Origin of the sequence: Citrobacter sp. S55_ASV_140 (assembly GCF_018919505.1) — a bacterium.
Classification (GTDB): Bacteria; Pseudomonadota; Gammaproteobacteria; order Enterobacterales; family Enterobacteriaceae; genus Citrobacter; species Citrobacter werkmanii.
Genome location: NZ_JAHLQZ010000284.1, coordinates 1 through 3,874 on the forward strand (window position 1 = coordinate 1; position 3,874 = coordinate 3,874).

General features: G+C 50.4%; 4 protein-coding genes and 1 pseudogene. All 5 read left to right on the plus strand.

Features of this window, described 5'->3' with window-relative positions; translation table 11 throughout:
* Positions 1 to 310: pseudogene (locus KQJ18_RS22445) on the plus strand (type II secretion protein F); the annotation flags it as partial.
* Between the two features lie 3 nt (positions 311 to 313).
* Positions 314 to 1,150: a hypothetical protein gene (locus KQJ18_RS22450; RefSeq protein ID WP_137350633.1), complete on the plus strand. Its 837-nt coding sequence runs from the start codon at positions 314 to 316 to the stop codon at positions 1,148 to 1,150.
* Complete coding sequence (locus tag KQJ18_RS22455) at positions 1,150 to 2,004, plus strand: A24 family peptidase (RefSeq protein ID WP_085048655.1); 855 nt, start codon at positions 1,150 to 1,152, stop codon at positions 2,002 to 2,004. Before KQJ18_RS22450 ends, KQJ18_RS22455 begins: the two co-directional genes overlap by 1 nt.
* Positions 2,001 to 3,314 carry a M23 family metallopeptidase gene (locus tag KQJ18_RS24900; RefSeq protein WP_216422786.1) on the plus strand — a complete coding sequence of 438 codons (1,314 nt, stop codon included), beginning with the start codon at positions 2,001 to 2,003 and terminating at the stop codon, positions 3,312 to 3,314. The genes KQJ18_RS22455 and KQJ18_RS24900 overlap by 4 nt, the downstream gene beginning before the upstream one ends.
* A gap of 214 nt (positions 3,315 to 3,528) precedes the next feature.
* A complete protein-coding gene (gene secG, locus KQJ18_RS22465) occupies positions 3,529 to 3,861 on the plus strand; it encodes a preprotein translocase subunit SecG (protein WP_006687886.1) in 333 nt (110 codons plus the stop codon).
* Positions 3,862 to 3,874 lie beyond the last annotated feature (13 nt).

Below are 3,874 nucleotides of genomic sequence, written 5' to 3' on the forward strand. Positions count from 1 at the left end.
GCTAAAATGGCATCTTTTCACCATGCTGGAGAAAATGGCGCACGGCGTGAATTATGGCAAAGCGCTCGATACCGGACTGATGGGCGCGGAAGAGTTACTCAACATCAGCCTGTATGCCGATCTCCCCTCGTTTAATGAGGTTTTGCTCTCGGTATCGGAGCGTTCCCGCGAACATATACAGGAATATATTAAAAAACTTGCCGGACTGTTAAAGAACTTAGCCACCGTTATCCTGGGCGGGAGTGTAATCTGGGTGTTTCTGGCGCTGTTCTCATTAATGGATACGTTATCGAAAAGTGCAGTAGGATGATTCATGGATGGATTAAATATGAATATATTCAACAGGAAATACCTGGCGGCTCTGGGCTGTTTATGGCTTATTTTTAGCGCGCCACAGGCGTTTTCCGCCAATAAATATGGTTTTGGTAGTGTATTGAGAATGTGTCCGTTTTGGTCAACTCCGTTTCCCGTTGGGTTTAGAATGCCTGCCCCCGGCCTCAAAACTTATGTATTAGATATGGAGGTCAACTTAATCTATATATCTGCCGATAATACAGCCGACATTGACGATTACGTCAATTTATATAATGTCAATGGTGTAGAAACATGGCCTGGAACTGGAATATTAAAAGGTAATGCAACGGCGGCGTGTAAGACCTCTTCGGCATGTCAAAAAAGCAGCAGCGGAACCGTAGGAAAAGGCGTTTCTGCCTATGATTCGCTAGCAGCTGAATTTACGGGAGAAGACATTCGTGTTGCTCAAAAGTCGATCAGCCCATCGAGTAGCTCATCATTCACTTGGTTTTATTTGCCAGTGAGGAAATATAAGCTATTGCGCATTGAGGTGTTTGTGCCCAATCAGCTTGATAACGGAGTTGGCCATTCAGAGCCGTTTTTTGTGGAATACCGCGCAGCAGGCAACAAAGACGAGCTGCAACTTGTTTCTATGGGAGGAACCGCGGCGGCGGGGAATTTTAACGGGGTTAATTTACCTGATACGCTGCGCTTAACGCAAAATTCTGGCCTGCAAATCTGGCTAAACCATAGCACGTCAACTCCGGCGGATGATGTTTCTGATTTGTTGCCCTATGCGAAGGTCTTTCCATTCCAGTCGACTCAGTTAGCTTCTCTGCCGGAAAGTTGTCAATAATGCGCATGACGAATATAGAAGCTTTCTTCTCACCTGGCTATCCCTGGCTCGCGCTGCTTCTGGGATTATTCATTGGCAGCTTTCTCAACGTCGTTATTTATCGCTTACCGATAATGCTGATGCGTGAAACCGCAGACGATGAAGAAAGAAACGCGCTTCCCGCGGTAAATTTATGGTGGCCGCCGTCTCACTGCCCATGCTGCCAGCACAATGTTATGCCCTGGGATAACATTCCCGTGGTGAGCTGGTTGCTGTTACGCGGCAGATGTCGCCATTGCCATTGCACAATTTCGGGTATTTATCCGTTAAGTGAGGCGGTCATTGGCGTTGTGTTTTGCACTCTGGTTTACTGGCTTTATCCGCAATATAGCTTACTCCAGCTCGCGTTCATGGCGTTATTTCTCTGCCTGTTGTACACCCTTGCGGTTATCGACATCCGCACCTTTTTGCTTCCTGACTGCCTGGTGTTTTTATTGCTGTGGGCGGGACTTATTGCCTCTGTACGCCACCTTATTCCAATTTCACCGCGGGATAGCGTAATGGGCGCCGTTTTTATATGGGGCTTTACCTGGCTAATGGCCGAAGGGTACCGCTGGATAACCGGTCGGGAAGGTTTCGGTAAAGGGGACGTTAAGCTGTTCGCCGCGTGTGCGACATGGTTAGGGGTGGAAAATATTGCGGTGCTGATGCTGGGCTCAGCCCTGTTGGGTCTTTGCCTGTTTCTGTTTCGCTACTTCTATATCCGCAGATTCGCGCCGCAGGGGGAGCTGGCGAAACAGGGATACATTCCATTTGGTCCGGCGATCGTTGTGATGTCGATCTATCTAATGTATACGGCGGTGCTTAACCTGTGATCACTCTTCTGCTTTCGTTACTTTTGCTGCGCGCTGCGCCAGATATGTATCGGGACGAGGTTGCGCGTGATGAATTCAGCGTGACGGTATCGCTCATTCCGCCCGCTCCACGACAATACACTACCGTGCCAGCCATGACGGGGCGAATGCCACGTACGCTTTATTTACTGTCGCTGCCAGTATGGCGGCCAGTGGATCAGCAGAAAACCTGTGCAACAGCGGTGCTGATGAATCAGCCGCCAGTAACAACATCGCCTTTGATACGGCAGCGCTATCAGCCTTGTTTCGATGATCTTCAGGCCGGTAAACACCATGCGAACCTTATTGAGACCCGACGGGAAACCGACCCTCTCTCCTGTCGCATCAGCGCTGCTACCTTGTCACGTCGCGCTTTTATGACGTGGCCCTCTGACGTTACGGTGAACGCCGATGCCGATGATGATCTTTCCTGCGCGCAGGTTATGGCGCTGGCAAGCTTCTTTCCTGCTGGCGTTGTATCTACCGATCGCTTTGCAACCAATCCGGCTCCTGATAATGATACGGCGAGCAGCTTTTTTTCGGTGCTGAATCTGACGATCCCCACGAACAGCGCCCCAGCGCCAAACTGGCAGTCTTTATCGAATCGTCATGCCGTTTCTGAGGTCGATACCCTGCCTGCCGGGGCGTTTATCTTCCCCCTGACGCACGAAATTGTTGTGACGTCTCCTTATGGCATGCGTTACCACCCGGTCATCCGTCAGTTTATGCGGCATGAAGGCGTGGATCTGCGCGCACCGGTAAATAGCCCGGTAATGTCGGTTGCCGATGGCGAAGTGACGGCGACCGGCTATGGTCCGGTGACGGGGTTCTATATTACCGTCAGTCATGCCGATGGCTGGAGCAGCCGCTATCTGCATTTAAATACGCTTCAGGTTCATAAAGGCGATAAGGTATTCAGAGGCAATGTTATCGCCTTATCAGGGGCAACCGGGCGCATCAATGGTCCTCATCTCCACCTGGAACTCAGCCATCATCACCAGTTGGTAAACCCAATGGAGGTGCTTTTTGCGTCGACATTAAACCCCAATGCCAGGCGGGCGTCGCACGTGGCAGATACACAGGCGGTTATCGAGCCGGTGGATATGACGCCGACCATCGCTTTGATTAGTGGGGAAGGGGAGAATTTGCAGATAGGCGTGCGCGTCGGTAAAAAAACCACCTTCTACGCGCAGAGAGAACCCGTAGAGACGCCGGATGGCGTATGGCGCATTGTTAAACGGTATGGAAAATACAGGCTCGTGAAAGTGTCGCCGGAAGCAAAACCCGAATAGCCGGCTGTTTTATAGCCGTTTTTCCGCCCTTAACCGGCAGAATGCGGCGCTTTTGCTGTTTTTTTCCGCAGTTGATACAATGCACTAAAAATGCCCTTGCGAAGGTGATTCGCTTTGGTTAGTATTCACACCCGCTTCAGTGGGAAACAGTAAATATTCCCGCTTTAATGGTCGAAGCATTGTACGCGGCAACTCCGCAAGGAACAGGTTGATTATGCACGAAGCTCTTTTAGTAGTTTTCCTTATTGTGGCAATTGGCCTGGTTGGCTTGATCATGCTGCAGCAAGGTAAAGGCGCTGATATGGGAGCCTCTTTTGGCGCAGGCGCTTCTGGTACTCTGTTTGGTTCAAGTGGTTCTGGTAACTTCATGACCCGTATGACAGCTGTATTGGGAACCTTGTTCTTCATCATCAGTCTGGTGCTGGGTAACATGAACAGCAATAAGACCAATAAAGGAAGTGAGTGGGAAAATCTGAGCGCACCGGCGAAAACCGAGCAAACTCAGCCAGCTGCTCCGGCTCAGCCGACCAGCGATATCCCACACTAAGTATTCTGTACCG

Excerpts from the sequence above, each read along its gene's own strand:
- KQJ18_RS22450 (WP_137350633.1), top strand. The coding sequence starts at position 314 with ATGGATGGATTAAATATGAATATATTCAACAGGAAATACCTGGCGGCT.
- KQJ18_RS22455 (WP_085048655.1), top strand. The coding sequence starts at position 1,150 with ATGCGCATGACGAATATAGAAGCTTTCTTCTCACCTGGCTATCCCTGG.
- secG (WP_006687886.1), top strand. The coding sequence starts at position 3,529 with ATGCACGAAGCTCTTTTAGTAGTTTTCCTTATTGTGGCAATTGGCCTG.